The organism is Solibacillus sp. FSL R5-0691, from assembly GCF_037974225.1.
In the GTDB taxonomy this organism is placed as follows: domain Bacteria; phylum Bacillota; class Bacilli; order Bacillales_A; family Planococcaceae; genus Solibacillus.
Genome location: NZ_CP150231.1, coordinates 1,712,802 through 1,739,502, shown reverse-complemented (window position 1 = coordinate 1,739,502; position 26,701 = coordinate 1,712,802). Strand labels below are relative to the sequence as shown.

The 26,701-nt window shown below is 37.5% G+C and carries 22 protein-coding genes and 1 riboswitch; of the genes, 18 read left to right on the top strand and 4 right to left on the bottom strand.

What is annotated here, in order from left to right:
• The first annotated feature begins 98 nt into the window (after positions 1-98).
• From MKY51_RS08535 to MKY51_RS08525, 3 genes are all read left to right on the top strand, one after another.
• The gene (locus MKY51_RS08535; RefSeq protein WP_339176499.1) at positions 99-1,601 is read left to right on the top strand and encodes a S41 family peptidase; all 1,503 of its coding nucleotides are present in this window, start codon (positions 99-101) and stop codon (positions 1,599-1,601) included.
• A 67-nt stretch (positions 1,602-1,668) separates the two neighbouring features.
• The gene (locus MKY51_RS08530; protein ID WP_339176498.1) at positions 1,669-2,571 is read left to right on the top strand and encodes a CobW family GTP-binding protein; all 903 of its coding nucleotides are present in this window, start codon (positions 1,669-1,671) and stop codon (positions 2,569-2,571) included.
• A 503-nt stretch (positions 2,572-3,074) separates the two neighbouring features.
• Positions 3,075-4,151, top strand: coding sequence for an undecaprenyldiphospho-muramoylpentapeptide beta-N-acetylglucosaminyltransferase (locus MKY51_RS08525; RefSeq protein ID WP_339176497.1), 1,077 nt, complete (start codon positions 3,075-3,077; stop codon positions 4,149-4,151).
• Between the two features lie 129 nt (positions 4,152-4,280).
• Here the strand turns inward: MKY51_RS08525 and MKY51_RS08520 are convergent, their stop codons facing one another.
• A complete protein-coding gene (locus MKY51_RS08520) occupies positions 4,281-4,829 on the bottom strand; it encodes a GNAT family protein (RefSeq protein ID WP_339176496.1) in 549 nt (182 codons plus the stop codon).
• Between the two features lie 391 nt (positions 4,830-5,220).
• Between MKY51_RS08520 and dapF the strand changes: the two genes are divergently transcribed.
• The 10 genes from dapF (at position 5,221) to MKY51_RS08470 (ending at position 18,309) form a co-directional block, all read left to right on the top strand.
• Complete coding sequence (gene dapF, locus MKY51_RS08515) at positions 5,221-6,183, top strand: diaminopimelate epimerase (protein WP_339176495.1); 963 nt, start codon at positions 5,221-5,223, stop codon at positions 6,181-6,183.
• Positions 6,184-6,208: 25 nt separating this feature from the next.
• A complete protein-coding gene (locus tag MKY51_RS08510; protein ID WP_339176494.1) occupies positions 6,209-8,221 on the top strand; it encodes a diguanylate cyclase in 2,013 nt (670 codons plus the stop codon).
• A gap of 118 nt (positions 8,222-8,339) precedes the next feature.
• Positions 8,340-9,011 carry a response regulator transcription factor gene (locus tag MKY51_RS08505; RefSeq protein ID WP_339176493.1) on the top strand — a complete coding sequence of 224 codons (672 nt, stop codon included), beginning with the start codon at positions 8,340-8,342 and terminating at the stop codon, positions 9,009-9,011.
• A 5-nt stretch (positions 9,012-9,016) separates the two neighbouring features.
• Complete coding sequence (locus tag MKY51_RS08500) at positions 9,017-10,411, top strand: HAMP domain-containing histidine kinase (protein ID WP_339176491.1); 1,395 nt, start codon at positions 9,017-9,019, stop codon at positions 10,409-10,411.
• A 316-nt stretch (positions 10,412-10,727) separates the two neighbouring features.
• Positions 10,728-13,535 (top strand): 2-oxoglutarate dehydrogenase E1 component, encoded by a 2,808-nt coding sequence (locus MKY51_RS08495; RefSeq protein ID WP_339176490.1) that lies wholly within the window; start codon positions 10,728-10,730, stop codon positions 13,533-13,535.
• Between the two features lie 93 nt (positions 13,536-13,628).
• Positions 13,629-14,894 (top strand): 2-oxoglutarate dehydrogenase complex dihydrolipoyllysine-residue succinyltransferase, encoded by a 1,266-nt coding sequence (gene odhB / locus MKY51_RS08490; RefSeq protein ID WP_339176489.1) that lies wholly within the window; start codon positions 13,629-13,631, stop codon positions 14,892-14,894.
• Positions 14,895-15,039: 145 nt separating this feature from the next.
• Positions 15,040-15,227, top strand: a riboswitch (Lysine riboswitch).
• 114 nt (positions 15,228-15,341) lie between these two features.
• Positions 15,342-16,178: a transporter substrate-binding domain-containing protein gene (locus MKY51_RS08485; protein WP_339176488.1), complete on the top strand. Its 837-nt coding sequence runs from the start codon at positions 15,342-15,344 to the stop codon at positions 16,176-16,178.
• Between the two features lie 124 nt (positions 16,179-16,302).
• A complete protein-coding gene (locus MKY51_RS08480) occupies positions 16,303-17,049 on the top strand; it encodes an amino acid ABC transporter permease (protein ID WP_339176486.1) in 747 nt (248 codons plus the stop codon).
• A 1-nt stretch (position 17,050) separates the two neighbouring features.
• Positions 17,051-17,785 carry an amino acid ABC transporter ATP-binding protein gene (locus MKY51_RS08475; protein WP_339176485.1) on the top strand — a complete coding sequence of 245 codons (735 nt, stop codon included), beginning with the start codon at positions 17,051-17,053 and terminating at the stop codon, positions 17,783-17,785.
• Between the two features lie 326 nt (positions 17,786-18,111).
• On the top strand, positions 18,112-18,309 hold the full coding sequence (locus MKY51_RS08470; RefSeq protein WP_079526794.1) for a DUF6501 family protein: 198 nt from the start codon (positions 18,112-18,114) through the stop codon (positions 18,307-18,309).
• A gap of 46 nt (positions 18,310-18,355) precedes the next feature.
• On the opposite strand, the gene MKY51_RS08465 is transcribed toward MKY51_RS08470, so the two are convergent.
• Both MKY51_RS08465 and MKY51_RS08460 read right to left on the bottom strand, forming a co-directional pair.
• Complete coding sequence (locus MKY51_RS08465) at positions 18,356-19,468, bottom strand: toxic anion resistance protein (RefSeq protein WP_339176484.1); 1,113 nt, start codon at positions 19,466-19,468, stop codon at positions 18,356-18,358.
• 3 nt (positions 19,469-19,471) lie between these two features.
• Complete coding sequence (locus MKY51_RS08460) at positions 19,472-20,119, bottom strand: 5-bromo-4-chloroindolyl phosphate hydrolysis family protein (protein ID WP_339176482.1); 648 nt, start codon at positions 20,117-20,119, stop codon at positions 19,472-19,474.
• A 296-nt stretch (positions 20,120-20,415) separates the two neighbouring features.
• Here MKY51_RS08460 and MKY51_RS08455 point away from each other — a divergent pair, with 296 nt between their 5' ends.
• The 3 genes from MKY51_RS08455 to MKY51_RS08445 all read left to right on the top strand — a co-directional run bounded on the left by MKY51_RS08455 (position 20,416) and on the right by MKY51_RS08445 (position 23,007).
• Entirely contained in the window at positions 20,416-20,706 is a 291-nt protein-coding gene (locus MKY51_RS08455) for a DUF1033 family protein (RefSeq protein WP_339176481.1), read from the top strand.
• Between the two features lie 218 nt (positions 20,707-20,924).
• Positions 20,925-21,125: a cold-shock protein gene (locus MKY51_RS08450; RefSeq protein ID WP_079526785.1), complete on the top strand. Its 201-nt coding sequence runs from the start codon at positions 20,925-20,927 to the stop codon at positions 21,123-21,125.
• Positions 21,126-21,318: 193 nt separating this feature from the next.
• On the top strand, positions 21,319-23,007 hold the full coding sequence (locus MKY51_RS08445) for a hypothetical protein (protein WP_339176480.1): 1,689 nt from the start codon (positions 21,319-21,321) through the stop codon (positions 23,005-23,007).
• Between the two features lie 54 nt (positions 23,008-23,061).
• On the opposite strand, the gene MKY51_RS08440 is transcribed toward MKY51_RS08445, so the two are convergent.
• Positions 23,062-24,666, bottom strand: coding sequence for an ABC-F family ATP-binding cassette domain-containing protein (locus MKY51_RS08440; protein WP_339176479.1), 1,605 nt, complete (start codon positions 24,664-24,666; stop codon positions 23,062-23,064).
• 216 nt (positions 24,667-24,882) lie between these two features.
• On the opposite strand from MKY51_RS08440, the gene MKY51_RS08435 reads away from it, so the two are divergent.
• Both MKY51_RS08435 and MKY51_RS08430 read left to right on the top strand, forming a co-directional pair.
• A complete protein-coding gene (locus tag MKY51_RS08435) occupies positions 24,883-25,113 on the top strand; it encodes a hypothetical protein (protein ID WP_339176478.1) in 231 nt (76 codons plus the stop codon).
• A gap of 21 nt (positions 25,114-25,134) precedes the next feature.
• Positions 25,135-26,064, top strand: a complete 930-nt coding sequence (locus MKY51_RS08430; RefSeq protein WP_339176476.1) for an MFS transporter — start codon at positions 25,135-25,137, stop codon at positions 26,062-26,064.
• The last annotated feature ends 637 nt before the right edge of the window (positions 26,065-26,701 follow it).

Sequence of the window (26,701 nt, the reverse complement as noted above, 5' to 3'; positions counted from 1 at the left end):
AAAAAAATGACGTCTATCCTTTTCTAGTCGCTTGTAAACTGATATTATTGGTATAGTGTGACATCAGACAGTGTATAAATGAGAGTGGTGAAATTGAAATGGATGAACAAAAAAGAGATGAGGATCAAAACGGTTTAAACGAAGAGCAAATAACAAAACCGGCAGGAAAGTATTTACGCATGAAACCATTTGCATTCATAATGGTTATTTTCCTGACAATTTTATGTACAGCCGGTTTAACAATTTTTGCGTTAACATTCGGTGAAAAGAAAGTTGTGGAAGTAAAAGAACCGGTAGAACGGGCAGAATTCAAAAAACTTTATGATGCGTATGATGCACTTCAGCAAAAATATTATGAAGACATAAATGAAGAAGAAGTGGTATATGGTGCAATCAACGGAATGTTTGATGCATTGGGTGACCCTTATTCTGATTATATGAATAAAGATGAGGCAACCTCTTTCAATGAAAGCCTTTCTTCAAGTTTTCAAGGAATTGGTGCGGAGATTCAAGAGCGAAATGGATATATCATGATCGTATCTCCAATTAAAAATACTCCTGCAGAAAAAGCAGGTTTACAACCGAAAGATATGGTATTAGCGGTTGACGGGAAAAGCGTCAAAGGCATGAGCTCTACAGAAGCTGTGTTATTGATTCGCGGTGAAAAAGGATCTGAAGTCACTCTGACAATTCAGCGCGGAGATGCTGAAAGCTTTGATACAACTATTGTGCGTGATGATATTCCGGTAGAAACTGTATATGGTGATATTGATGAAGAAGGAATTGCTCACTTCCAAATCACATCTTTCAGTGAAAATACTGCAGTAGAACTGGAAAAACTGTTAATTGAATATGAAAAACAGGGAATGAAAGGGATTGTTTTAGATGTACGTCAGAATCCAGGCGGCTATTTAAAAGCAGCAATCGATATTTCAAACTTGTTTGTTGAAGAAGGAAAAACAATCGTTCAAATTCAAGAAAAAGATGAAGCGCCACAAATTGTAGCTGCAGATAATCGTTCTAAATATAAACTTCCTTTAACAATCTTAATCGATGAAGGAAGTGCTTCTGCTTCTGAGATTTTGGCAGGTGCTCTAAAAGAGTCTGCAGGTGCCCAAATCGTTGGTTTGACTTCCTTTGGTAAAGGGACAATGCAGGAAATCATCTATATGGAAGACGGAGCAAACTTGAAGTTCACAACAGGCAAATGGTTAACACCAGACGGCAACTGGGTGAATGAAAAAGGAATTGCACCGGATGTGAAAGTTGACTATCCGGATTATGCTTCATTACCATATATTGATCCAAGCCAGACATATGAACAGAATTCCGATCATGCGTCCATCAAAACAGCTGAGCGCATCTTGGAAGTTTTAGGTTATGAACCAGGTGAAGTTGATACAAAGTTTGACGAATCGACAGAAGCAGCATTAAAAGAATACCAACAAGATAATGAACTTGAAGTGACAGGTATTTTAACAGGCGATACAACCTATGCCTTAATGGATGCAATTAGCGAAAAGCTGAAAAATGAAGATCCTCAAATTTTAAAGGCAAAAGAATTATTGGATATAAAGCCTGAAGAAACGACAAAAGAATAAAAATTGCGGGCTGGCAAAAAGTGCAAAAACACTTGATTGCCAGCCCATTATTATAGGAAGTGAAACGATGAAAGATGTATATTTATTTAGCGGATTTTTAGGAAGCGGCAAAACGTCCATGTTGACCGATGTCATTCGTCAATTGAAAGAGGCAAATTTAAAGCCTGCTGTAATTATGAATGAATTAGGAAAGCTGCCTTTTGATTCACAGGCGGTGGAACAGGATGTACCTTTGAAGGAAATGCTGGAAGGCTGTATTTGCTGCAGTGGGGCGGAAAAAACGGAAGCGCAAATTCAATCGCTTTTACACGATCAAGAATTTGATGTACTTATTATTGAAACAACAGGGGCCGCACACCCTGTAGAAGCACTGGATGCAGTCTACTCGCCTTTATTTGCGGATAAGTTAAATATTAAGGGGATTGTAACAGTGGCAGACAGCCGCTTATGGTTAGACCGCTCAAGTCTGACGCCACAGGTACGTTCACTATTTATGGAACAAATTCGTCATGCCCATCTGTTATTGGCGAACAAAACGGACTTGCTTACGGAATCGGAACAGGCGCAAGTTGTCTATGAGCTGCAAGGGTTCAATGCAAATGCTTTTATCCTTCAGACAACTAATGGACGAGTACCGTTGAAGTTATTGCAAAATATGCAGTCTACAGCTCGGGTTTCTAAAGAAGACATCGTGTCAGCACGTATAGGTGAAAGCTTTAATTTAGGCTCTCGCCTCGTACGGTTTGACACAAGCTTTACTCAAGAACAGTTTGAAGATTGGGTTCGAACTTTGCCCGATACGGTTTACCGTATGAAAGGGTACGTCCCGATTGAAGGCATCAAAAATCCAATGTTGTTCCAGTATGCCTATGGAATGGTCCAATGGCTGCCGGAATATATAAAAATGGAACCGAACCTAGTGATTATTGGTGAGAACATCAATAATCTTGAAATTATTTCTGTACCTTAATTCGTCAATAGTGTCGGCTATGTACAGGAAGGGAACAGTTGGACACAACATTTATTAAAAAATATTTTGCTGAAGCTATTCTTTTCGCATTTGAAAAGGATAGCTTTTTGGTTTTTCAAAGCATTAACGGAATTCTTGAAACAATATAAATACTTTTATTGAATACTAATTATTTTTTGGGAACTTTAAAAATTTATATGTGAAAACACCCAATTTTAGAGAAAAGCTTTATAAAGTGCCAAAATGTGCTACAATATACGGTATACTTTTAAAAGTCTCTTTTGAAAAGAGACGAAAATTCCAGGAATTGAAGTGATAATTACATAAATCATTTTTTTGAAATAATAATTTAAGGTTATTAAAAAAGAAAAGTTTAAGAGTTTTGTAAAACAATCATGAAAATAAAAAGTAACAACAAATAAATAAGATATTTATCGAAGCATGTTGAAATGTACTATTGCATAAGATAGATGCAATGACAATTGCTTTGTTAGGAGAAATTTATGAAAGAAAAAACAATTATTTTAACAGGCGGAGGTACGGCCGGTCACGTATCACTAAATGAAGCGATTATCCCTTCATTGCAGGAAGCGGGGTATAATGTCCATTATATAGGCTCACATGATGGGATTGAAAAGGAACTGATTACAAATGCTTTCCCTTCTTTGCCATATCATAGTATTTCAAGCGGAAAGCTGCGTCGATACTTTTCAGTACAGAACTTTACAGATCCGTTTAAAGTGATGGCGGGGATTACACAAGCCTTTTCAGTTATCAAGAAAATTAAGCCGACCGTCATTTTTTCAAAGGGTGGATTTGTATCAGTGCCTGTTGTGATTGCGGCAAAGTTGGCAAATATACCGGTTGTTGTTCATGAATCGGATGTAACGCCTGGATTAGCAAATAAAATTTCATTGCCGTTCGCGTCCCATATTTTCACGGTATTCAAAGAAACGATGAAACATTTACCGATCGACAAATCGACTTGTACGGGTTCGATCATCCGTCAGCAGCTATTTGAAGGGAATCGCGAACGGGGCATGGCGTTATGTGGATTTACAACCGAGAAAAAAGTAATGCTTGTTATGGGCGGAAGCTTGGGATCTGTCGTAATAAATGATGCGCTTCGCGAAAATTTACCGGCCTTGCTTGAGAACTACCAGATCATCCATTTATGTGGTAAAGGGAACGCCGACAAAAAACTTGAAAATCTTCAGGGCTACCGTCAATTTGAATATGTGACGACAGAATTGCCGGATTTATTGTATGCGACAGATTATGTTGTATCGCGTGCCGGTTCGAACTCGATTTTTGAATTTTTAGCGTTGCATAAGCCGATGCTGCTTATTCCTCTATCTGCTGCAAAAAGTCGCGGCGATCAGATTTTAAATGCCAACTTGTTTAAAAAACAAGGCTTTGCACAAGTATTGGATGAGGAAAAATTGACAAAAGCGTCATTCATGCAAGCAATTCAGAAGCTTGAAGAGAAAGCGGAAGAAATGATCGATCATATGCTGGAGGTCGAACATCCGAAAACTCCGAAAGAAATGGTTGCTTTAATTACTCAATATGAAAAATAATCGATAAAAAAGGGGTTACCTAAAAGTTCATACTTTTAAGGTAGCCCCTTGTTTTGTTTAAGGAATATTTATAACGTGACATTCATATAAGCGTAAAGTAGGGATTCGCATCACTGTGAAACTTCTTCTTTACATTGCCTGTTCTTCTGCTTCTTCGAGCGTATTTGCTGTCGTTAAATAGAACAGATCCTTTGGAATTTTGAAAAGACGGAATTTATTTACGCCTTGATTAATTTGTGCGAAAAGAGATGGATTTGATTCCTCGGCATCTACTACATAAGGTAATTTTAGTGCTGCTGCTTGTGAGCGCGCATTTTCTTCGCGGATGCGTAAGAAAACTGTATGGAAATCATAGTCGAAAAATAGTTCATTTAAAAACGCTAATTTCGCTTTCTGATTATAACCGATGCCTTGATATGGTTTGCCGATCCATGTTCCTAAAAAGCCGGCGCCATCTTGGATATCAAAAATACTGATTGTTCCGATTGGGACACCCCAATCATCTACAATTGTACGTGAAATCGTTAATCCGTTTTGTTCTTCTTCAATTAATTGTTTAGTCATAAATAAATACTCTTCAGCTGAAGTCGCTTTCTGACGTACGAATGGAAACACAGACGGATGACGTAATAATTCGTATAATTCTGCTGTTTCATGAAGTTCTCTCTGTTTTAACATGTGAAACGCCTCCTTTTAAGAAGAAAATGGTAGAGCCTGTTGTTAAAGAAATGGTGCGAATAATCTTCTGATGCTAAAAGGTTCTTTATCATAAGGCAGTAGTCATTTCGAGCTTGATCTTACCTAAAAGAATTTGACGTTAAACTATTATGCATAATTCGTATGTCTCGCTCTATCCTAGACAATTAATAACAATATCGAAATAAGAAATATATCTACAGTTTATTATAATATATTCTCTTGTCGCAACTTTCAAGCTCGAAAAAAACATTTTTTTCTGTTAAAAGTCGATATATTCAGAAAAATGCGTAAATAAAAACTATTAATGACAAGATGAATTTTTTAAAAGTATAATATAATAAAATAAGAGAGAGCGTGGAGGTACAAAAATATGAATATTCAACTAATAAAAGTACATGGTTCTGGCAATACATTTTATTTATACGAAGCATTATATGACGAACAATTTGATTTTGTGAATATCACAAAACAATTATGCCCCCCAACCAATGATGGTGGAGCAGATGGCTTATTACTGGTGCTTCCGTCTTCCGTGGCAGATGCAAAAATGCGCGTCATCAATGCAGATGGCTCGGAAGCTTCGATGTGCGGAAATGGTTTGCGCTGTGTCGCACGGTATGTCTGCGAAAAATTCAATGTAAATGAAGCGGTTATTGAAACAATGCATGCATGCCTGAAAGTGAAACGAGAAGACTCCATTTTTGAACAGCTACCTACATACTCTGTTGAAATCTCGCCCATTTCCTTTGAATTAGCTTCATTGCCAATGAAGGTAGAGGACAAACAACAATTGCGCCATGAAGTAATACCTGCTTTTTCAGAAGAAATTCCTTTTACAGCAATATCAGTACCGAACCCGCATTTAATCGGAATCGTTGATAAAAAATATATCGAAAACACAACACACCAGCAGCAACTTGCTGCCTGTTTGAACAGTGAAAATGAATATTGCCCTGATGGAGTGAATGTCAGCTATGTACAACCATTATCGGCTGATGAGATTTTTGTCCGAACTTATGAGCGAGGTGTAGGTTTTACAAATGCATGCGGTACTGCAATGACTGCCTCTGCCCTAATTGCCTCAATTGAAGGCTACGTTTCGAGTAGTAAAGTAACCGTCTATAATCCGGGAGGCTTTGTTCAATGTGAGGTTTCTAATAATGAAGGAAGCTGGGAATTGGCACTGATCGGAAATGCAACGATATTAGGGGAGTATGAATTCGAGTTGCAAGAAGAAAAAATTGAGTTAGTTCGTATACAGCCTTCAGAAGAGCAAATCCAATATGAGAAATGCAAAGTTTTTGTGAAAGATAAAATAGAAAGCTTTCTGTAAAGATCAGTAAAGTAGGGGGACAAGGATGATGAGTTCCATTTATTCAATGGATCTATTGAATTTGTTATTCAAAAATAGTAATGATGCTGTGTTCTTTATGGAAAAAACAGATGAAAAGTATCGTTATATTTTTGTCAATGATGCTGCAGTAAAATTGATTAATACAAATCCCTGCGGCAAAACGATCGAACAGGTAATCCCGTCCCATTTGGCAAAAACAATTATTCACCATTATGACTTAACACTCGAACAAAACAAACAAGTTGAATTCGAGGATTTCACCTATGAAAGAATGAATGTTCGAAAACAAAGAACGACAACTATTCCAGTAACACAAGACGGGAAAAATTATATTTTGGCTATAACAAAGGAAGTGTCGATGAGTCTAGATTTGGAAGATAAATATTTATTTATGCGCTCCTTATTTTCCAACTCATTTTTATCAACAATACTCGTTTCCAATGATCTGCAGCTTCTTGAAGCCAACACGAAATTTTTGGATGAATTTAATATACAGTTGGAAGATGCATCCCGTACCAGTATATTAGATATGCCATTTATAGAAAGAAAAATGGCAAAGAGATTAAAATCTTATTTGAAACGTGCGCAGCTTGGTGAAAATATTCAATCAAAAATGCTGTTCTTTATTGATAAATATAATGAACAGCGATGTTTTACTGCTTCTTTTTCGACGCTGACAAGTAATGGTGATAATATTGCCGTATTTATTATATTGCAGGAAATAACAGAGTTTATTAAACAAGGACAGGCATTACGAACGGCATCGCATGGCTTGGAAATGTTCAAAAATGCGATCAATTCATTTGCCGAAGTTATTTTTACTGATGCTGACGGAAATATGATGGATGTCAATGAACGGGTTATCGAAAATACAGGTTACACGCGTGGCGAATTAATCGGCAAGCCTTACCACTTTTTACATTCGACATATCAATCTGATTTTGGTTCAACGAGTTATTGGCATAATGTCAGTAAAGAAGGGATTTGGCGTGATGAAGTGTGCAATTGCAGAAAGAATGGCGATATTTATTGGGTGGATTCCACTGTGATCCCTTTGAAAAATGAGCTAGGGGATATCGAGCAGTTTTTAATGGTGCAATATAATATTTCGTCTGAAAAGCAATTAATGTCCGACCTTTATAAAATTGAACGCAATTTCAGAGCGATTACTGAAAACACAAATGATTTTATTGTCGTCACAGACCGCTACGGAAAAATTAAATACGCTTCACCTTCCTATACAAGGAAACTTGGTTATCATGAGGAAGAGCTGATTGGTGTCCCGTATGATCGATTGCTGAAGCCTGAATGTGTTCAACTGTGGCATGAAGCATTGAACCCCGTATTGGTTGATAGAGTAGAGGAACAAAAAATTGAACTGCTTTTGTATAAAAAAGATAATAGTACGATATGGACGGAAGGGAATTATACATTAACATTTGATCTGGCAAATCATGAAATTACGGAAATCGTCATGGTTTCTAGAGAAATTACCGAGCGAAAGCAGCTGGAAGATCAGTTAACCTATTTAGCGTATCATGATAGTCTGACACAGCTAGGGAATCGCCGTAAACTGTATAAGGACTTTCCGATGCTTAAGGCAGAAGCGGATGAAACAGGCACCTGCCTGGCGATTTTATATCTTGACGGGGATAATTTTAAACGAGTAAATGATCTGTACGGCCACGATGTTGGCGATGAATTTTTAATTCAATTCGGTAAATCGCTCGTTCGAAGCGTACGAAATGAAGACCTCGTTATAAGGCTTGGCGGAGATGAATTTTTAATAGTTTTAACAGGGTTGTCCATTTACGAGACAGATCGTACTGCTCAACTCGCTCAAATTATGGGCAGAATCAAAGAAAATCTGCAAATTGGATGGATGATTCGAGAGGCACATTTCTCCCCTACAGCCTCAATGGGCCTATCAATATATCCAAAGCATAGTGTAAGCCTGGATGTATTAATTGATTTAGCGGATCAGGAATTATACAAAGCGAAACAGTCTTTCAATTAAAGTTATATCTTTATTTCATTTTCAAGAATACGGAAATTTACTCCGTATTCTTTTTTTATTGTAAAATACAATTGGTACACTAAATGTTGATATAGATTGTTGATAGAGAGGGAAGCTGATGAACCAGAAGATTTTAATTATTGAAGATGAAAAGAATATTGCGCGTTTCCTTGAATTGGAACTTAAGCATGAGCAGTTTGAAACCGTTACTGCATATGATGGGAGGACGGGTCTCGAATTGGCGGAAAGTGAACAATTCGACTGTATTTTACTCGATGTCATGCTGCCGCAATTAAATGGAATTGAAGTATGCAGAAGAATACGTAAATTCAGCGATGTACCGATTCTGTTAATAACCGCACGTGATGAAGTCATGGACCGTGTGTCAGGATTGGATGCAGGGGCAGATGACTATATTGTGAAGCCTTTTGCGATCGAGGAACTACTGGCCCGGATTCGTTCGATATTAAGGAGAGTCAAGCACACTCAAAAATCTAAGCAACTCGTTTATAGAGATTTGGTAATTGATGTTCAGGCATATGAAGTAATATTTGAAAATAACAAAATCGAGCTTACCAGAAAAGAATTTGATTTATTAAAGCTGCTTGTGGAGAACAAAAATCATGTATGTACAAGGGAACATATTTTAGAAATGGTTTGGGGATTTGATTCTGAGGTAGAAACTAATGTAGTCGATGTATATATTCGCCATTTACGTTCAAAACTGCAAACAGAAAATACTCCGTACATTGAAACTGTACGTGGTGTTGGCTATGTGATACGCGGGTGAGGATGATGAAAAACAAATTACTGAACCTTTCCTTAAAATCGAAGTGGATGCTCGCAGTCGGGGTAACGATTTTTGTAAGCTATGCCCTCATATCTGTTGTGCTGTATATCGCGCTGCAAACATGGCTGATTCATAATGAGGAAAAAAATGCATTGCGAACGGTTGATGATATGACAACCTATTTTGAATCACAAGGAAACACTGTTACAGTACAGGCACTTCAAAACAACACAGCATTGATGAAAGCTATTTTAAATCAGGAACAAACAGTACGTGTATTTAATTTGGATGGTATTGAGGTAATGCGTATCAATGATGCTGCGCCGGCTGCAGGACTGCCCAAAACTCAAAATTATTATTCAACGATGATTGAAAAGCAGATGATTTCAGGATCTGAGAACTTTGTCATCCATAGAGTCGTTCAGATCGGTCAATTTCAAGGAATTATGCAGCTGATTCACCCTTTAGCTGCATTTCATTCGATGATGAACTATATTTTGACGACCATCTTTATTATCGGTTTTGGTGCTATTTTATTTTCGGTTATGATCAGTTATTACTTGGCGAATATGTTAATGAAACCGCTTGTTCAGTTAAGGGATGCCATGAGTTACGTCAGAAAAAACGGGTTTGCAGCTCAGCCGAAATTTGATTATACGGCAAAAGATGAAATTGGCGACTTACTTCATATGTATCGTACTTTGATGAATGAACTTGAAATTTCATTTACAAAGCAGCAGCAATTTGTCGCAGATGCCTCACATGAACTGCGAACACCGATTCAAGTTATTGAAGGTCATTTATCTTTAATCAAACGGTGGGGGAAAGACGAACCGGAAGTAATGGAAGAAGCATTAAACACTTCGTTAACCGAAATTGCGCGTATGAGGAAAATGATTGAGGAACTATTGCAACTGGCAAGAAGGGAACAGGCAGATGAAAAAGCTTCAGCTGATATAGAACAAGTATACGAACAAGTAAGAGATGAATTACTGCAGCTCCATCCCAGCACTGAGTTTCGTCTGACCGTAAACGGTGATAAAGCGGCTGCCTCCATTACCGAGCATGCTTTAGCGCAAATCTTTAGAAATATTTTGAGTAATAGTATACGATATAATAGCAATGTTCCAAATCTTCATGTAACAATTGATTATAATGAATTACAGTCGCAGATTTTAGTTAAGATAGAAGACAATGGTATCGGTATTTCTGAACAACATTTACCACATATTTTCGATCGGTTTTACCGAGTGGATGCATCACGAACTAATAAAATTGCAGGTACTGGACTTGGGTTAAGTATTACAAAGATGCTCGCAGATAAATATGAAGTGGAAATTGATGTCGAAAGTAAAATACAGAAAGGTACCTTTTTTTACCTTAAACTTCTTAAAAAATGAATAATTTTTCTCAATCTAATTACTATTTCAATAGTTCACGAAAAAAATTGCTTAATTTGATAAAAAGAGTTGTATTTTTTGTGAAGAGTAGTAAGATTGAGATGGAAAAAATGTTCTTCCGCCGTATATAAATGTGCTTTTAGTCCATGTGGAAGAATGATAAAATATTATTTGCTTTGTTTTGGTAGATAAAAAGAGGGTACTTAATTTATCTACGTACAAAAGAAGGTAATTTTTGTATTGTAATATACAAAATTATACCTTTTTAAGTAAATTATTGGAACAGCCATAAGGCAAAAATTTGGAGGTTATTTTCATGTCGAACAATGTATTACCTGCAGGTTCTCCATGGTCAGCGTTTTCTGGTCCTAACTTAGGTTATGTATTAGAGCAGTATGACTTATTCCTGCAATCTCCTGAAGAAGTAGAACCGGAACTAGTGGAATTATTCCAGGCTTACGGTGGTCCTGTATTTGCAGATGGTCAACAACCGGTTGCAACAGCAGCAGTAACAGGTACTGGAGACTACAAAAAAGTTTTAGCAGCAGTTAAGTTGGCAGAATCAATTCGTGAGTACGGCCATTTAGCAGCAGATTTATACCCATTAAAAAATCGTCAATTAGATACTTCGCGCATTGAAGAAAGCGTATTCAATTTAACAGCATCAGATTTACAGGCTATTCCTGCATCAGTATTTTTCGCTAATGTTCCTGCAGGTGTTACAAACGGTAAGGAAGCAATTGATTATTTAAAATCTGTCTACACTGATAAAATTGGTGTGGAAGTTGCACATTTACAAAATCCCGAAGAACGTGCTTGGATCGAAGCGCAAGTAGAAGGCGGCACATTCAAAAAAACGTTATCTGCTGATGAAAAGAAAGCAGTATTAGAGCGTTTAACACGCATTGAAAACTTTGAAAAATTCATTCATAAAACATTTGTTGGTCAAAAACGTTTCTCTGGAGAAGGTTTAGACACTCAAATCATTTTATTAGATGAAATTATCAAATCAGCTGAAGCGAAAGGTGTAAAAAACGTTCGAATTGGTATGGCACACCGTGGTCGTTTAAACGTATTAACTCACGTATTAAATAAACCATACGATATGATGTTCTCTGACTTTGCCCATGTTTCTAATGACCTATTCTTCCCAGAAGACGGTAAACTAGAAATTACAAAAGGCTGGACTGGCGACGTTAAATATCATATGGGTGCATCTTACACTCATGATTCAGGATTGAACGTTAAATTAGCTTACAACCCATCTCACTTAGAAGTAGGGAATCCGCTTGTAATCGGTTCTGTACGTGCAGCACAAGATGATGTATCAGAAACAGGTGTTGCAAAACATGATCCATCAAATGCATTCGGTATCATTTTACACGGTGACGCGGCATTCGCTGGTCAAGGGATTGTAACGGAAGGCTTCAACTTCTCTCAAACAGCTGGATTCAAAACAGGTGGTACTGTACAAATTATCGCGAACAACATGATCGGTTTCACGACTGAATTACATGATTCACGTTCATCTAATTACTCATCTGACCCTGCAAAAGGCTATGATATTCCGGTAATCCATGTAAACGCTGATAGCCCTGAAACAGTGGCAGCTGTTGGTCGCTTTGTTGCGGAATACCGTGCGAAGTTCAAAAAGGATATCGTAATCGACTTAATCGGTTACCGCCGTTACGGTCATAACGAAACAGATGATCCGACAGTAACAAACCCTGAAACATATAAATTAGTAGCAAAACATGAACCAATTCGTGCATTATACGGTGCAGAATTAGCAGAAGCAGGTGTTATGTCTGCTGATGAAGTAAAAGCATTAGATACTGCTATTTATGCGGAAATGCAAGCTGCGTATGATCATGTAAAAGAAATGGCTGAAAAAGACGAGCATGTAACGCCTAACATGCCGGAAGAACTTAAAATCGAATTCCCTGAAATCGATACGAAAGTAGATGCTGAACGTCTTGCTAAAGTAAATGAAGATCTTCTTGTCTTTGCAGATGGTTTTGAACCGCAAAACAAGTTAGGTAAAATTTTAGCTAAACGCCGTGATGCTTTTGCAGATGGTAAAATCGACTGGGGTCATGCTGAAACATTAGCATATGCAACAATCACACAAGATGGCACACCTGTTCGTTTCACTGGTCAGGATGCTCAGCGTGGTACGTTCTCTCAACGTCACTTAGTATTACATGATAAAAACAATGGTTCTGAATTTACACCGTTACACCACATTGAAGGTGCAAAAGCATCATTCTCAGTTTATAACTCACCACTTACAGAAGCAGGTGTAGTAGGTTTCGAATACGGGTATAATCTAGAAAACCAAAATGTATTATCTGTATGGGAAGCACAATTCGGTGACTTTGCAAACATGGCACAAGTAATGTTTGATAACTTCATCTCAAGTGCACGCGCTAAATGGGGTCAAAAATCCGGATTCGTACTTCTTTTACCACATGGTTATGAAGGCCAAGGTCCGGAACACTCATCAAGCCGTATGGAACGATTCCTGCAGTTATCTGCAGAAAATAACTGGTTCGTAGCGAACTGTTCAAATGCAGGCAACTACTACCACTTATTACGCCGTCAAGCTGCATTATTAGGTACTGAAGGTGTACGTCCATTAGTAGTGGTTTCTCCAAAATCACTTTTACGTCACCCACTTGCTGCAGCTACTGCTGAACAGCTTGCAAACGGTCGCTTCCAAGAAGTAATCGAGCAAGAAGGTTTAGGCAAAAACACAGAAGCGGTAGAAAAAGTAGTACTTGGTACTGGTAAAGTAATGATCGATTTAGCTGAACGCGTGAAAGACGGCGAAGGCTTAGATCACTTACACATTGTTCGTGTTGAACAAATTTATCCATTCCCTGCACAACAAGTGAAAGATATTATCGCTCGTTTCCCGAATGTAAAAGAAATCGTTTGGGTACAGGAAGAACCGAAAAACCAAGGTTCATGGACATATGTTCTTGAAACATTATATGATATCGCAGAAGGCAAAAAAGTGCGCTATGTAGGACGTCCTGCAATGAGCTCAACTTCTGAAGGTGATGGCGATTCACATAAAGCAGCACAAGCGAAATTAGTGAACGAAGCACTTGAAAAGTAATAAATGATTTGTTTAAAAAGAGCTGCTTCTATTTAAAATAGAAGTGGCTTGCTATACAATGGATGTGTAGCGTAATTAAAGGAGGATATGAACGTGGCTGAAATTAAAGTCCCTGAATTAGCAGAATCAATTACTGAAGGTACAATTGCCCAGTGGGTGAAAAAAGTTGGAGATCGCGTAGAAAAAGGCGAATTCATCGTTGAGTTAGAAACTGATAAAGTTAATGCTGAAATCATCTCTGAAGAAGCAGGCGTTTTAAAGCAAATTTTAGCTGAAGAAGGCGATACTGTATTAGTAGGACAAGTAATCGCAGTTGTTGAAGCTGGCGAAGGCGCAGCACCTGCACCAGCTGCTAAAGAAGAAGCACCAGCAGCAGCTCCGGCTCCAGCAAAAGAAGAAGCTCCTAAAGCAGCAGCACCTGCACAAGTTGCTGCCGAAGAAACTTCAAGTGAGCGTGTAATCGCTTCACCGGCAGCTCGTAAATTAGCTCGTGAAAAAGGCATCGACTTAGCAGCAATTTCACCTGTTGATCCACAAGGTCGCGTACGTGTACAAGACGTTGCAGCTCATGGTACAGCACCAGCAGCTCCTGCAGCATCAGCTACTCAAGCACCAGCAGCAGGTAACGGTCCAATGATCTTTACACCAGCAGCTGACACAGACCGTGTAACAGTTGAAAAAATGAGCCGTCGTCGTCAAACAATTGCAAAACGTCTATTAGAAGTTAAGCAATCAACTGCAATGTTAACTACATTCAACGAAATTGATATGACGAACATTATGGCTTTACGTAAACGTAAACAAGATGAGTTCGTGAAAGCTAACGATATTAAATTAGGCTTCATGTCATTCTTCACAAAAGCTGTAGTAGCAGCATTGAAGAAATATCCATATGTAAATGCACAAATTAACGGTGATGAAATTCACTTAAACAACTTCTTCGATATCGGTATTGCCGTATCAACTGAAGAAGGTTTAGTAGTACCAGTTGTTCGTGATGCAAATGCGAAAAACTTTGCTGAAATCGAGAAAAACATTGCAGAGTTAGCTGGAAAAGCACGCGACAAAAAATTAGGCTTAAACGACATGGCTGGCGGATCATTCACTATCACTAACGGTGGTGTATTCGGTTCATTAATGTCAACACCAATCATGAACGGTACTCAAGCTGGTATTTTAGGTATGCACTCAATCGTAAACCGTCCAGTAGCTGTTAATGGTGAAGTTCAAATTCGTCCAATGATGTACGTAGCATTATCTTACGACCACCGTATCATCGATGGTAAAGATTCTGTTGGCTTCCTGAAAACAGTTAAAGAAATGATCGAAAACCCAGAAGATTTATTATTAAATTCTTAATAGTATTTTCTCTACGAATGCGCGATACTTTATGTATTGCGCATTTACTTTTTTCACCTTAAAATTTCAGAAAAATGATTGTTGACGGAAATGTCGCAATAATGTAATATAAAACTTATCAATTTCATATTAAAACCTCACAATCTCGTGAGGTAGAGGCGCGATACTTAACAGTTTTATATGGAGCCATGAGCTGGCTGTGAAATATAAAAGAAGGAAATATCGCCGAAGTGTTGTAAATGCTCAATTTTACAATGCTGGGTCTGCAGTGAACAATTGCAGAACTGTCTCAATCATCTATATCCCTGATGGTTGAGTTGTGCTATCTCAAAATGGGAACTGTAGAGGATTCGGGCTAATTATAATTTAAACGACCTAAAGTTCTTCTTTTAGGTCGTTTTTTGCATATAATGCGTCCGAAATTTAATAAAAGAGGAGAGATTTTCTATGAAAAAGAGACTATTAATTTTACTGACAGCCATGACAATGCTATTGCTGGCTGCATGTGGCTCAAGCGAAGAAGGTACTACAGGCGGTTCTGATTCCGACAAAAAAGTGCTTAAAATTGGAATGGAAGCAGCGTATGCACCTTTCAACTGGTCACAAAAAGATGATGCCAATGGCGGAGTTCAAATTAAAGGTTCTAAGGAATACGCAGCAGGCTATGACGTGGAAATCGCGAAGAAAATCGCTGAAGGTCTGGACATGGAACTTCAAATTGTTAAGACAGACTGGGATGGCTTAATTCCATCACTACAATCAGGTGCCATTGATCTAGTAATTGCTGGTATGTCACCAATGCCTGAACGTAAGGAAGTAGTTGATTTTACAGAGAACTATTATACAAGTGACTATGTCATCGTTGTAAAAGAAGACGGCCCATATGCTAATGCAACTTCATTATCTGACTTTGCAGGTGCGAAAATTACTGGTCAGCAAGCGACAACACACTATGATGTAATCGATCAAATCGAAGGTGTTCAAAAACAAGTAGCGGCAACTGATTTTGGTGCAATGCGTGTACAATTACAGTCAGGCGCAATTGATGGATATGTTTCAGAACGTCCAGAAGGTATCTCTGCTGAGATGGCACTTAATAACATTAAATACATCGTACCTGAGCCAAACTTCGAAGCAGACGAAGCGTCAACAGCTGTAGCGGTAGGTTTGAAAAAGGGTTCTGATTTACGTGAACAAATTAACAAAGTTTTAGCTGAAATTTCGGAAGAAGAGCGTCAACAATTAATGGAAGACGCAATTGCAAATCAACCAGCAGCACAATAATCGTGTTGGATTAACAGTTTTAATGAGGTTGTCTTGCCGGCAGACGGAAGACAACCTTTTTCTATTAAAATAATCATTTCGTACATAAATAATATAAACAAAGATAGAAACGGAGGACAAGGCGATGGCATTTTTAGAATCATCATGGAACTTGTTTACGGACAACTGGGATTTATTTGTACGAGGCGCATGGACAGCACTGCTCTTGGCAATTATCGGGACAATTTGCGGAACGCTGATCGGATTTTTCATCGGGATTATGCACACAATTCCACAACGCAAAAAAAATATTAAATCAGCACTATTGAAGGTTGTTAATTTTATTTTAACAGCATATGTGGAAGTTTTTAGAGGAACGCCAATGATGGTACAAGCGATGGTCGTATTTTACGGTCTTGTCTATTTAGGCATCGATATCGACCGCTTTTTAGCAGCCTCTATTGTCATCAGTTTAAACACAGGCGCCTATATGGCCGAATATGTACGCGGTGGTATCGTATCGATTGATAAAGGGCAATTTGAAGCTGCACAGGCGATTGGTATGAATCACCTGCAAACAATGATTCATATTGTGCTGCCGCAAGTAGCGCGCAATATTTTACCTGCAACAGGGAATCAGTTCGTTATGAATATTAAAGATTCATCTGTATTAAGTGTCATTTCGGTAGTGGAGCTGTTCTTTACAGCGAATTCGATCGCAGGCAGTAACTACAAATACATCGAAGCGTTCTTTATCGCGACGGTATTATACTTTATCATGACATTTACTGTAACTCGTTTCTTACTATTATTCGAGAAAAAGATGGATGGTCCATCTTCGTATAAAGTGGAACTGATTACAGGCAACAAGCTAGATAAGGACGGTGAATAAGATGGCAGTTGTAATTGATATTAACCATTTAAATAAAAAATTCGGTGATCACGAAGTTTTAAAAGATGTTAATTTCCAGGTAAACAAAGGGGAAGTCGTAACATTGATCGGCTCTTCCGGTTCAGGGAAATCTACACTGTTACGCTGCATTAATTTACTGGAAACACCAACAGCAGGCGAAATCATCTACAATGGTGAGAATATTTTAAATGACGGTCATCAAATTGAAAAGTACCGTACGCATTTAGGTATGGTATTCCAGCAGTTCAATTTATTCAATAATCTGGATGTGCTAAATAACTGTATTGTTGGTCAAATTAAAGTGTTGAAGCGTTCTAAAGAGGAAGCCGAACGAAATGCGATGAAGTATTTGGAGCTTGTCGGCATGAGTGCCTATAAGAATGCGAAACCGAAACATTTATCCGGTGGACAGAAACAACGTGTTGCCATTGCTCGTGCATTAGCAATGGATCCGGATGTAATGCTGTTTGATGAACCGACATCAGCGCTTGACCCTGAAATGGTAGGGGAAGTATTAAAGGTAATGCGCCATCTGGCAGACCAGGGGAATACAATGCTGATTGTTACTCATGAAATGGAGTTCGCCAAAGAAGTATCAGACCGGATTGTATTTATGGATAAAGGGGTTATCGTTGAAGAAGGCCCTCCGGAACAATTGCTCGTAAACCCGAAACACGACCGTACAAAAGAATTCCTGAAACGAACATTACGGTAAAAGCAATAAGCTCGCAGTTAACTGCGAGCTTATTTTCGTGAATTCCATTCGCTTATTATTATAAATACAATTACAAAAGCAATGGCAATCGCAAAAAACCACATCGGAACACTACCAAATACCATTATTTCCACCTCTGTTTGTGAGTTTAACATGGAAAAGTTGTTCTATCAAATATCTCTAACAGCGACAAATTTAGGAGTTTAACTTGAATGAGATCATTTAGAAACAAGAAAAGTTGATTTTTACTACAACTCGCTTTCCACTGGCAGGAAAATCATATAAAATAGGAGAGTATCGATAATAGATAAAAGTGAGGGAACAACATGTTACATTTAAATTGGAAAGATGCGCCGACAATTCGCACAGTAAAATGCGTACATACAGATGCATCGAAATATTTAGTATCAAATGTTTTAACAGTAGGTAAAGAGTATGAAGTGAAAAACGAAACAGAAGAGTTCATTTTTGTCATCGACAATACAGGTGAAGTTGGCGGTTTCTACAAAGAATACTTCGCTTAAAATAAAAGGTGTGCGAAAAGTCATTATGGCTTTTTCGCACACCTTTTTATTTTTGCTCTAAGATTGTATGTTCGATTGCGTGACGCTTTTCGTCTGTTTCAACGTGCACCCGTAATGTATCCTCAATATCGTGCAGCAATTGCATTTGGGTCTGTTTAAAGCGGTCAATATCACTATGGGATAATGCTGGACGGTTTGCCGCTTTTTTGGACACTTCCAGCATTTTGCCGTTCTTACGCATTAATTGTTCCGATGCATCCATCAGACGCTCTTGGGAACGTATTGCTCGACGCTGATTGTTCATATTTAATAACATCGCTATTTGCGACTGCCATAAAGGAATCGTCGTCATAATCGAACTTTGAATTTTTTCGATCAGCATTTGATTTGTTTGCTGAATCATCCGGATTTGCGGGGCATACTGGATTGCCACTTCACGGGACAGTTCCAGGTCATACATACGGCGGTCAATCCATTCGATTTGCATTTCAATATCTTTCAATTCATGCTGTTTAAATGGATTTTGTCCTTCTACAATTTCTTTTTGAAGTGCAGGTAACACAACATCGCGCATATGCTGTTTTTTTATTTCCAGTGTTGCAATATAAACATTGATTTCCTGGAAATAATCTTCATTGATCGCATACAGTTTATTCAAAAACTGATAATCGTTTAATAATGCATTTTGGTTATATTCCAGTTGAATACTTAAGCGGTCAATCCGTTTACTCAACTTATTGTAATGGGTCATAATTTCTTGAATAGACTGTGTGGAACGACTGAACAGTTTAGCAAAAAAACCTTTTTCCTGTTCGATTAAAGCATCCGGGTCAATCATTTCCAAGTGCTGCATCAAATCGGATAATACTTCACCGACTTTCCGTACATCTTTGCGCTGAATATACTGCAGCATCTGGGTCGTGAACTTTTTCAATGCTTCTTGTGCCGGCAATCCAAATGCCAGAACGGTTTCATAATTTTTGGGCTCTAAATTTTGGGCCAGTTGCAATGCCCGTTGTTTCATATCATTGGATAATGATGCGAAAAGCGGTGAGGCTGCATTGTTTGCAACATTCACCGCAAATTGTTCTTTACTTACTTGCAAGTCAACGTTTTCACTCGCTGTAAAGGCATCAAATGGATTATTTGTCATATTCATTTGTTACTCACCGCCGATTTTTAATCGATCTTTACGCTTTTCATTCGACAATTTTGCAAAGTCGAGTTCGATTTTCAAGTTTTCGATATCCGAAGATAAAGCACTTTTCAAATCTGATTCCATCGTAATTTGCAGTTCTTTTAAAGTTCTGCGTGTATCTTCCAATGCTAAATGCACTTCAGTACCAGGCACCTGCTCTTTTGTCAGTAACGTGTATTTATCGGACAGCTGTACGGCTGACGGCAAGTGTGCATAGAAGAAATCTTCCACTGCATAAAATTTGTGTGGATTTGTCTGTACAATATTGATAATGCGTTTTGCCAGTTTTTGCATTTCATTGATTTGCTTGAACGAACGTACCGAACGCACTCGGACATATTGCTGATTTAATGCCTGAATATGTGAACGGGCCTGTTTTAATTGTGCTTCGATTAAATTGTATTCCGATTTGGAAAGCCCAATTTTTTTACTCTGTGTCGTTTTCTGAATAGCGTAAGTTACTTTATTGCTGATGAAATATGCTGCTGCTCCAAGAGGTAATGCCAGCATCGTTGTCATTCCGGTAAAATTAACAAACGTAAGTGTTACTGCTGTGGAAAAAACTAATACATTAATTAGATGCCGTGTTAGAAAATTTATAGGACCAAGCATTTTCATACCTCCTTTACTCGATACTATTGATACGTATGAAACGTAAAAAAGTTTCAATTTTACTTACTATATTGCAGAATAATCAACAGAATTAATTATTACATACCAAATATTTCAACCGAAATAGAAATGGCGGCTTTTTATTAATCGTAACAAGTTTTGGCTCTATTAAAAAGTAAAATGATTTGGAAAGCAGCACAATTATTTTGATTTCCATTCTTCCCCTAATATAATAAGCATTATTAGACATCACAGACAAAAGTGTATAAAATATAGAGAAAGAAAGGATAATGTATATGTATAAAATTATTTATATGAAGGCGGATTATGAGCCTTGGTGGCAATTTGACGGTTGGGAAGAGTATATCGTATCAACAGATCAATATGATACAGAACATCAATTCCAAATGGCATTGAATCATTTGCTTACTCAATTTCGAAACAAATATGAGTTTGAAGCACATAAAAATGAACGATTTTATGCATTTTGGTCTGAGGATGAATGTGAATTTTGTGAAGCGTGTGATGACGATGCCCAAATTTATCACGGTATAATTGTTTTGACACCAGAAGCGATTACACAATAATAACTACATTTGATTGAAAATTTGCTTAATTTACCAAATGGTAATTGACAGTCATAATTATGATATATATACTATATTTAACAATTGAAAGATTGACCGAATACAATGGCTTCACATATTACAAACAGTAATCGAGTTAGTGGATCGGTACTCTTGTAATATGTGTTTTTTTATTTGGTTTTTTAATTGTTAACTTTTATTTTTGGAGGTATTTATTGATGAAACAAGGTACAGTAAAATGGTTTAACTCAGAAAAAGGTTTTGGCTTCATCGAGGTAGAAGGAGAAAACGATGTATTCGTACACTTCTCTGCAATTCAAGGTGAAGGTTTCAAAACATTGGAAGAAGGACAACAAGTGGAATTCGAAGTTGTAGATGGCAACCGCGGACCACAAGCATCTAATGTAATCAAATTATAATTGTACAAATTCCGAAGCTGCGTATTCATTTACGCGGCTTTTTCTTTTGCATTACAAATATTTACATATAGTGATATAATTTAGGGAAAACTGAAGGAAGGTTGAGATTCCAATACGAAAAGTACATAGTTTAAGTATTAAGAAAAAAAGAATATTAACATGGGGAATTATTATTATTTTAATATTAGCTGGTTTGTTTGCAACGTTTTATGAGAAAAAGCAAAGTAAAGAAACCGATGAACAAGTGAACGTTCTTGCGGAAAGTCAAGATAATAAAAAACCCCTATTCGAGACATATTTAAAAATTAATCAATATGAGAAATTCTACCGAGATGGAAATATACGATCAAAAGAAGCGGTAAAGTCTTCTGCACTAAGTGAAGCGATCTCTAAATATGCACTGATCGATTATTTACAACAGCAAAATACTACGTTAAGCGATGAAAAGCGCCAATTACAGCTGAAAATTTTAGATGAGCAAGTTACATATGATATGCAAAATCCACTATTAAAACAATATTTTGAGAAGATGTTCCAAGAGCTTGAAATTACCAAGCAGGACTATATCGAGGAGTATTTACTCGTTAATAAAGAACATGAAATTTTAGAAAGGAATATGTTTAATTCGGGTACAATCTATCCAAAAGGCGATCAGGAAGACTGGTATGCAAAGAAGTTGGGAATATCTTTTGATTATCAGGAATATTTAGCTGTAAGTGAATTTATTCATATTGATCCTACTGGGACTGATTTAGATTTGCCTTTTACAGTTTCTACTTATTATCTTGATTTCGCTAAAAATCAGGCTGGAGAAATTATTCTCGCTTCAGAAGATTTTAACCGGCATCGGTTAACAGAAGAACAAACCCGTTTGATTTACCTGATAGAAAAAAAGAACAACTTTCAGGAATTGGCAAGGTATAATTTCAAACAGTATCAAAATGCAATTGAGCAAGAAACAGCTGCAGGAAATGAAGATCCGGCAGTTGTGAATGATTTGCTGAAACTCTTTGAAATCGCGGAGCGGAGCATAGATTGGGAACTAGGGGGAGAGTTACATTATCAGTATAATGAAATACCTTCATTTAATCCCAGCAAGCTGCGGAAGCATAAGGGTATTACATTACAGTTGTTTGAATATGAAAATTATCACTTGGATGAAAATATTCCTAATAAATCGTTTGCTTATCGAATGGCAAATGAAGAAGTAGGGGAGATCTATGGGTTATTTAATTATTTGAAGCAGGATTTCGATATAGAAATAGATGAAACAGCACGTATTAAAGCACGTGAACAGCTTGATAAGTCTCTAACAGAGCAAATGGAAAATCCTTATTTTAAAAAATATATGGATGATCTACTGAAGAATTTGGATATTTCATTATCTGCATATATCGATGATTATTTGTTAGTGAAGGAAGAGTATAAATTACTTTTAAAACGAATGAAGGAACAAAATATCGGGCTTGATACAAATCGTCGGTATAATAAAGGCTGGACCGAAGCGCGTTACCGAATGGCTGCAAACTTCACATGGGAATATAAATTTGACAAAATGTGGTCGATGAATGATGGGGAAATTGTTGAGGCACTGGTGCCGCAACCTGAATTATCATTTTCCTTACCGGATTATGCACCACAAATCGGTAGAAATACTAAAGGACAATATGTTTTCACTGAGGATTACCCGCTTACGATCTATTTGTCGGATGAACAGCAAATATTCTTTGATCTGCTTGTGCAAACGTTTGATTTACCGGTCCTTTCCCGTTATTCCATTACACAATATATAGAAAAACTGGATCAATTAAAGGCTGATGAAAAAAAGAAAAAGCAATTGCATGAACTACTCGACATTTATAAAAATACGATTACCGAATAACGTTCAAAATAAAAAGAAGGAGGGCAGAATAACTGCCTCCTTCTTTTTCGTTTATTAGCTTAAACCTTGTGCATCTTTCCACTCTAGATACTCATCATATGTTAATGGTTTATCTAAAATAGAACCGTCTTCACGGATTTCGATTACGCGGTTTGCGATTGTTTGAATGAATTGGTGGTCATGTGATGTAAAGATCATCGCACCTTTGAAGCGGATTAAGCCTTCATTCAATGCTTGGATTGACTCAAGGTCTAAGTGGTTTGTTGGCTCATCCAATAATAATACGTTCGAGTTTGAAAGCATCATTTTAGAAAGCATACAGCGCACTTTTTCACCACCGGATAATACTGCCGGAGATTTCTTCACTTCTTCACCAGAGAATAACATACGGCCTAGGAAACCACGTAGGAAGCTTTCTGTTTCATCTTCAGGAGAATACGGACGTAACCAGTCAACAAGGGTTTTTTCGTTACCGCCGAAGTATTGGTCATGATCCATTTCGAAATAGCTTTGAGATGTTGTAACACCCCATTTGTACGTGCCGGCATCAGCCTTTTGACGATCCATTAAAATGTCCATTAATGCAGATTTTGCATTTGGAGAACCTAAAAGGATAATTTTGTCTTCTTTGTTCATAGAGAAGCGCATATCTTTGAATAAAATTTCGCCATCTTGTGAAGCTGTTAACCCATCAACTGTTAATACGTCATTACCGATTTCACGGCCGATTTGGAAGTTGATGAATGGATATTTACGGCTAGATGGTTGAATGTCATCCAGCTCGATTTTATCAAGCATTTTTTTACGAGAAGTTGCTTGAGAAGATTTCGACGCGTTTGCAGAGAAACGAGCAATGAAGTCTTTTAATTCTTTAATTTTTTCTTCTTTTTTCGCATTTTGGTCAGCCATTAACTTTTGAGCTAATTGTGAAGACTCATACCAGAAATCGTAGTTACCTACATAAAGTTTGATTTTACCGAAGTCTAAGTCTGCGATATGTGTACATACTTTATTTAAGAAGTGACGGTCATGGGATACAACGATTACTGTGTTTTCAAAATTAATTAAGAACTCTTCCAACCATTTAATCGCTTTTAAGTCCAAGTGGTTGGTAGGCTCATCCAGTAGTAATACGTCCGGCTTACCGAATAAAGCTTGCGCAAGTAATACTTTTACTTTGTCTGAACCTTCCAAGTCAGTCATCATCATGTAGTGCATGTCATCGCCGATACCTAGTCCGTTTAAAAGAGTGGCAGCATCAGATTCTGCTTCCCAACCGTTCATGTCAGCGAATTCGCCTTCAAGCTCAGCAGCACGCATACCATCTTCGTCTGTCATTTCAGGTTTCATGTAGATTGCATCTTTTTCAGCTTTTACTTCCCAAAGACGTTTGTTACCCATTACAACTGTATCCAATACGTTGAATTCATCGTATTCGAAGTGGTTTTGCTTTAATACTGAAAGACGCTCATCTTTACCCATTGATACGTGGCCTTCTTGTGCCTCGATGTCACCAGATAAGATTTTTAAGAATGTCGATTTACCAGCACCGTTTGCTCCGATTAGACCATAACAGTTACCTGGAGTGAATTTAATATTTACATCGTCAAATAATTTACGGTCACCATAACGTAGACCTACACCTGATACTTGAATCATGCAAGTACCTCCTTGAATTGTTTCTTTGTATTTTCGATTGCTTAAAAAAGAGAATTCTCTTTTGCACACAATGTTTCTATTATAGCATGTCTTATTCTTAAATTAAATAACAGCGCATCGGAAATAAACGAATCTTATAAAGCAAAATCATTTAATGGTCATACATTTTCATCCGTTTTACGATGGAGTTATTAAAAGAGAAACGAGGAACGAAATATGAAGCAATTATCAAAAGGAAAATCTGTTTTCATTATTTTTTCGATTATACTTGTTTCCATCAATCTGCGTCCGGCTATTACGTCTGTCGGTCCAATTCTATCGACAATAAGGGAAGCTTTACAAGTTTCGAGTACCCATATGAGTTTACTGACCTCAATCCCGGTATTTTGTATGGGCCTGTTTGCTCCTTTGGCAGTACCGATACAAAAAAAGTACGGGTATCGCTAGTCGGTCACCATTTTAATCGCCTTGATCGGTCTTGCTACGGCGGCAAGAATTGTATTTTCGAATTATAGTGCACTCATTATAACGAGTTTCTTGGCAGGATTTGCGATTGCGATCATCAGTCCGATTATTAATGCCTATATAAAAGAAATGTTTCCGACAAAAATGGAACCGGTCATTGGTGTCTATTCCTTTGCGATGGGGTTCGGGGCTACATTAAGTGCCGGTTTCACGGCTATTATATATAAGACATTCGACGGAAATTGGTCACTTGCATTAGGAATATGGGGTGTATTGGCCATTATCGCGCTGATCAGCTGGTTTACTGTCGTGAAGGATTCAGGTGGTACATCTAGTATTAGTTCTCAGACCGTGGAGAGGCGAAATCCATGGAAAAATAAAGTAGCCTGGTCGATTCTTTTATTTTTCGGTTTCCAAACGTCACTGTTTTTCAGTTTGACGACATGGCTCACTTCCGTAGCGCTGGAACAGGGGATGGCCTTGTTAACGGCTGGTTCTGTCTTAACATTGATGACCATCGTACAGCTGTCAGGGAATTTACTGATTCCGTCTTTCATTAATCGTTACCCCAACCGAATCATATGGCTGCATAGTTTAATTATGGTGGGGCTATTCGGTTCGGCTGTATTTTTTATCAATGAAGTTTGGGCAATTTGGGTGAGCGCGGTAGTTTTCGGTTTTGTACTTAGCGGATTATTCCCGATCGGGTTAATGCTTCCTTTGGATGAAGCAAAAAATAAAGCCGAAGCAAATGAATGGAGCTCCATGGTATTGTCGGGCGGTTTTATGATGAGTGCGATTGTTCCACTTATCATCGGCATTGTGTATGATGTGACCGGTAAGCATTATGTTACGAAGTGGATTATCGTCATATTATTCGCTTTTATGTCACTTTCGATTATCAGAATGCAAAGGCAAAAGAAATCAGTATAATGGAGGAGTGTCTGAATCGTTCAGTCACTTCTTTTTATGATGAAGGGGATTTAGTTTACATAATCTGATTATAGTTAACTATATTAATGTTTTGAGGTTTTATTAGAAAATCGGAGGGGCTTATTAGAAGAAGCCGGGAAGATATTAGAACATTTTGACACGATATTAGAAAATATAGTGCAGATCACTGCTTCTGACAGATGAGTTACTAGGGAAGAACTTAACTTTGATTTTTATTAGAACAATTCAGTGCTTTATTAGAAGATGGGGGAGTGATATTAGAAGACCCCTCTACATTATTAGAACATTCAGTCTATTTATTTGAATAACACGTTGATATATTAGAAGATCCGACTTTTATTAGAACAATTAAATTTATATTAGAACTTTTAGAATTTTATTAGAAATACCCTACAGAACGACTGCCTAATTGGAACAGTTATATAACCCCTTTTTAAAACTTTACATATTATCCGACACTATATATTAGAAATTTATATACAAAAATAGGCCACTAAGAAATAAACCAAACCATAAAATAATGCAAATAAATTGTTTTTAGATAAAGAAAGGGTTCTATTTTTATATGTCGAAATTATTGAAAATAGGGGACATATCATCGAAAATCTATTCAATG

What these genes read in the sequence shown, in the direction of transcription:
- MKY51_RS08535 (WP_339176499.1), top strand. Translation starts at nt 99, where the DNA reads ATGGATGAACAAAAAAGAGATGAGGATCAAAACGGTTTAAACGAAGAG.
- MKY51_RS08530 (WP_339176498.1), top strand. Translation starts at nt 1,669, where the DNA reads ATGAAAGATGTATATTTATTTAGCGGATTTTTAGGAAGCGGCAAAACG.
- MKY51_RS08525 (WP_339176497.1), top strand. Translation starts at nt 3,075, where the DNA reads ATGAAAGAAAAAACAATTATTTTAACAGGCGGAGGTACGGCCGGTCAC.
- MKY51_RS08520 (WP_339176496.1), bottom strand. Translation starts at nt 4,829, where the DNA reads ATGTTAAAACAGAGAGAACTTCATGAAACAGCAGAATTATACGAATTA.
- dapF (WP_339176495.1), top strand. Translation starts at nt 5,221, where the DNA reads ATGAATATTCAACTAATAAAAGTACATGGTTCTGGCAATACATTTTAT.
- MKY51_RS08510 (WP_339176494.1), top strand. Translation starts at nt 6,209, where the DNA reads ATGATGAGTTCCATTTATTCAATGGATCTATTGAATTTGTTATTCAAA.
- MKY51_RS08505 (WP_339176493.1), top strand. Translation starts at nt 8,340, where the DNA reads ATGAACCAGAAGATTTTAATTATTGAAGATGAAAAGAATATTGCGCGT.
- MKY51_RS08500 (WP_339176491.1), top strand. Translation starts at nt 9,017, where the DNA reads ATGAAAAACAAATTACTGAACCTTTCCTTAAAATCGAAGTGGATGCTC.
- MKY51_RS08495 (WP_339176490.1), top strand. Translation starts at nt 10,728, where the DNA reads ATGTCGAACAATGTATTACCTGCAGGTTCTCCATGGTCAGCGTTTTCT.
- MKY51_RS08485 (WP_339176488.1), top strand. Translation starts at nt 15,342, where the DNA reads ATGAAAAAGAGACTATTAATTTTACTGACAGCCATGACAATGCTATTG.
- MKY51_RS08480 (WP_339176486.1), top strand. Translation starts at nt 16,303, where the DNA reads ATGGCATTTTTAGAATCATCATGGAACTTGTTTACGGACAACTGGGAT.
- MKY51_RS08475 (WP_339176485.1), top strand. Translation starts at nt 17,051, where the DNA reads ATGGCAGTTGTAATTGATATTAACCATTTAAATAAAAAATTCGGTGAT.
- MKY51_RS08470 (WP_079526794.1), top strand. Translation starts at nt 18,112, where the DNA reads ATGTTACATTTAAATTGGAAAGATGCGCCGACAATTCGCACAGTAAAA.
- MKY51_RS08465 (WP_339176484.1), bottom strand. Translation starts at nt 19,468, where the DNA reads ATGAATATGACAAATAATCCATTTGATGCCTTTACAGCGAGTGAAAAC.
- MKY51_RS08460 (WP_339176482.1), bottom strand. Translation starts at nt 20,119, where the DNA reads ATGCTTGGTCCTATAAATTTTCTAACACGGCATCTAATTAATGTATTA.
- MKY51_RS08455 (WP_339176481.1), top strand. Translation starts at nt 20,416, where the DNA reads ATGTATAAAATTATTTATATGAAGGCGGATTATGAGCCTTGGTGGCAA.
- MKY51_RS08450 (WP_079526785.1), top strand. Translation starts at nt 20,925, where the DNA reads ATGAAACAAGGTACAGTAAAATGGTTTAACTCAGAAAAAGGTTTTGGC.
- MKY51_RS08440 (WP_339176479.1), bottom strand. Translation starts at nt 24,666, where the DNA reads ATGATTCAAGTATCAGGTGTAGGTCTACGTTATGGTGACCGTAAATTA.
- MKY51_RS08435 (WP_339176478.1), top strand. Translation starts at nt 24,883, where the DNA reads ATGAAGCAATTATCAAAAGGAAAATCTGTTTTCATTATTTTTTCGATT.